The organism is Kitasatospora nipponensis, from assembly GCF_039528135.1.
Taxonomy (GTDB): domain Bacteria; phylum Actinomycetota; class Actinomycetes; order Streptomycetales; family Streptomycetaceae; genus Kitasatospora; species Kitasatospora nipponensis.
Map to the genome: position 1 here is coordinate 1 of NZ_BAAALF010000352.1, position 3293 is coordinate 3293.

General features: G+C 76.7%; 2 protein-coding genes and 1 pseudogene. All 3 read left to right on the forward strand.

Features of this window, described 5'->3' with window-relative positions; translation table 11 throughout:
* The first annotated feature begins 141 nt into the window (after positions 1 to 141).
* Complete coding sequence (locus tag ABD323_RS39935; RefSeq protein ID WP_344447020.1) at positions 142 to 1224, forward strand: DHH family phosphoesterase; 1083 nt, start codon at positions 142 to 144, stop codon at positions 1222 to 1224.
* Positions 1225 to 1317: 93 nt separating this feature from the next.
* Positions 1318 to 2223, forward strand: a complete 906-nt coding sequence (gene truB, locus ABD323_RS39940) for a tRNA pseudouridine(55) synthase TruB (RefSeq protein ID WP_344447021.1) — start codon at positions 1318 to 1320, stop codon at positions 2221 to 2223.
* Between the two features lie 238 nt (positions 2224 to 2461).
* Positions 2462 to 3293, forward strand: a pseudogene (locus ABD323_RS39945) (hypothetical protein); the annotation flags it as partial.

Consider the following 3293-nt stretch of genomic DNA (forward strand, 5'->3'; position numbering starts at 1 on the left):
GGGCGGCAGGACGCCGCCGGCCACCGCCAGGGCGCAGACCGCGGCCTCCACCGCGCCGGCCGGCGCCCAGTACGCCGGCGACGCCGACCCGTACAAGGTGCCGGCGGCCGACCGCGACGACGCGGACGAGGACGAGTAGTCATGGCGGGTGAGCCGGCGGCAGCCGGTTCGACGGGGGCGTTCTCCACCGACACGGTGGAGGACGCCCTCGCGGTGCTTCCGGGCCCCCGCGAGGAGTCACCGGCCGGTTTCGAACGGCAGTGGCGGGGGGTCGTCGAGGCGATCCGCGCCGCCCGGTCGATCGACCTGATCTGCCACATCATCCCCGACGGCGACGCGCTCGGCTCGGCCCTGGCAGCGGGCCTGGCGCTGCGCTCGCTGGGCCACCAGGTGCGGGTCTCCTTCGGTGACGACCCGCAGATCATCCCCGAGTCGCTCTCCTTCCTGCCCGGCCAGGAGCTGATCGTGCCGGCCGCCGAGGTGCCGGAGGAGCCGGAGCTGGTGCTCTGCTTCGACGTGGCCTCCGAGGGGCGGCTGGGCCTGCTGCACGCCAAGGCCTTCGCCGCGCGCACCCTGGTGGTCATCGACCACCATGCCTCCAACCCCGGCTTCGGCACCCACCGGGTCATCGACCCGAGCGCGCCGGCCACCGCGGTGCTCGTCGACGAGCTGCTGCGCCGGCTGCGGGTGCCGCTCGACCGGGAGATCGCCAGCTGCCTCTACACCGGCGTCGCCACCGACACCGGCTCCTTCAAGTACGCCGCCACCACCCCCGCCACCCACGAGCTGGCCGGGCGGCTGCTGGCCACCGGGATCCGGCACGACCTGATCTCCCGCCAGCTCTGGGACACCTCCTCCTTCGGCTACCTCAAGGTGCTCGCCGCCGCGCTGGAGCGCGCGGTGTACGAGCCGCAGGCGGCCGGCGGGCAGGGGCTGGTGTGGACCTGGGTGCCGTACCAGGACCTCGCGCTGTTCAGCGTGACGGTCGAGGAGATCGAGGGCCTGATCGACATCCTGCGCCGGCCGGCCGAGGCCGAGGTGGCGCTGGTGCTCAAGCAGGACCCGGACGGCACGCTGCGCGGCTCCTGCCGGGCCAAGGGCGCGGTCGACGTGGCCGCCGTCTGCGCGTCGCTGGGCGGTGGCGGGCACCGGTTCGCGGCCGGCTTCTCGGCCCGCGAGGACGTGCCCGCGGTGGTGGCCCGGTTCCGGGCCGCGCTCGGCTGACCCGTCCCAGGGCCGAGCCGTTCGCGGGCCGGCCCGCCCGAGGGCTCCGTTCCGGAGCCGTTCCGTTCCGTTCCGTTCCCAGAGAAAGTACCGATGAAGCGCAAAGGCACCGGGCCCGACGGCCTGGTCATCGTGGACAAGCCCGAAGGCATCACCTCGCACGGCGTGGTGGCCAAGCTGCGGTGGCTGGCCGGGACCAGGAAGGTCGGCCACGCCGGCACCCTGGACCCGATGGCCACCGGGGTGCTGGTGATCGGCGTGGAGCGGGCCACCCGGCTGCTGGGGCACCTGATGCTCACCGCGAAGACCTACCAGGCCACCGTCCGGCTCGGTCAGAGCACCGTCACCGACGACCGGGAGGGCGAGGTCACCGCCTCGGCCCCGGCCGACGCGGTGACCCGCGAGGCGATCGACGCCGGCATCGCCCTGCTGACCGGCGAGATCATGCAGGTGCCGTCCAAGGTCAGCGCGATCAAGATCGACGGCAAGCGGTCCTACAGCCGGGTGCGCGAGGGCGAGGAGTTCGAGATCCCGGCCCGGCCCACCACCGTGCACTCCTTCACCGTGCACGAGCTGCGTCCGGCGGTGGCCGAGGACGGCACGCCGGTGCTCGACCTGGACGTCACCGTGGAGTGCTCCTCGGGCACCTACATCCGGGCGCTGGCCCGCGACCTGGGCGCCGGCCTGGGCGTCGGCGGCCACCTGACCGCGCTGCGCCGCACCCGGGTCGGCCCCTACGAGGTGCAGTCCGCGCACACCCTCGAGCAGTTGGAGGAGCAGCTCACCGTGCTGCCGATCGCCGAGGCCGCGGCGGCCGCCTTCCCGCGCTGGGACGTCGGCGCGGACGACGCCCGGCTGCTGGCCACCGGCGTGCGGCTCAAGGCGCCCGGGCTGGGCGTGGAGGGGCCGATCGCGGTCTTCGGACCGGACGGCACCTTCCTCGCGCTGGTCGAGGAGCACGGCGGGCAGGCCAAGCCGGTGGCGGTCTTCGTCGGCTAGGGCCGGTCAGCCCTGGGACCTGGCGCCAATCCCCCGTGCGGGAGGGCTCACCCGGACGGGTGGGTGCGAACGGCCCTTGGCTCACCCGTACGGGCGAGCGCGTGAGGTGAACGCCCGTGGTGAACGGTGTGGCCGCGGTCGTTCGGCCCGGACCCGGGGCAGGCTCCCCGCGGCGAGCACGGCAGTGGTGACGGGCCCAGCGGGAGCCCACCCGGGCGCGCCGGGGAGGGCAGCGCGGATGGCGGGTGACCTGGAGGACGGCGCGGCGGACCCACGGCGGTCCCTGCTGCGGCTGTGGGATCCGATCGGACGGTCGGGCGGTTTCGGCTTCCTGGCCGACGCCCGCGGCACCGTCGTGACGGTGCACGAGGTGGTGGCGGCGGCCGAGGAGCCGGGCGCCGAGCTGGTGGTGGAGTCCGCGACGGCCACCGGCACGCGGCTCGGCGCGGACCGGCTGACGCTCTGCCCGGAGCTGGGGCTGGCGCTGCTGGCCCTGCCGCGGGCGGGGGAGCCGGACGCGGTGGCGGGCGGTGGGGAGCCGCTGCCGATCTGGGCCGGCCCGATCACCGCCGGTCAGGCCGTGCTGCTGCTGCGGGAGGGTGACCAGCCGCCGCTGGCCGGCACGGTCGCCGGGACGGCGGCCGGGCTGACCGCCTGGCCCGGCCCCGCCCGGGTGCTGGCGGGGGTGCTGCTGCTCGACCTGGCGCAGCCCCTCGGCGGCGCCCCCGACGGCGCGAGCGGCACCGGCGCGGGCGGTGCGACCGGATCGGGGGACGGTGCCGGGGCGCTCGGGGTGGCCGCCGGCCTGCCGGTGCTGGACGGCGCCAGCGGCGCCGTGCTCGGGCTGCTGGCCCCCGGCCTGCGCGGGCTGCCGGGCGGGCTGGTCGCGGCGCTGCCGCTGACCGGGGCGCAGGCGGTGGGCCGCCCCGCGCTCGGCGAGCTGCTGGCCCGCAACGCGGTGGCCGCGCCCGCCTACGGAGCGGCCCTCAACCTCGGCGGGGTGCTGCGGCTGGCGTCCCGGCAGCGGGGGGCGGGCGGGGGGGGGCGGGCCCCGGGCCCGGGCGCCCCAC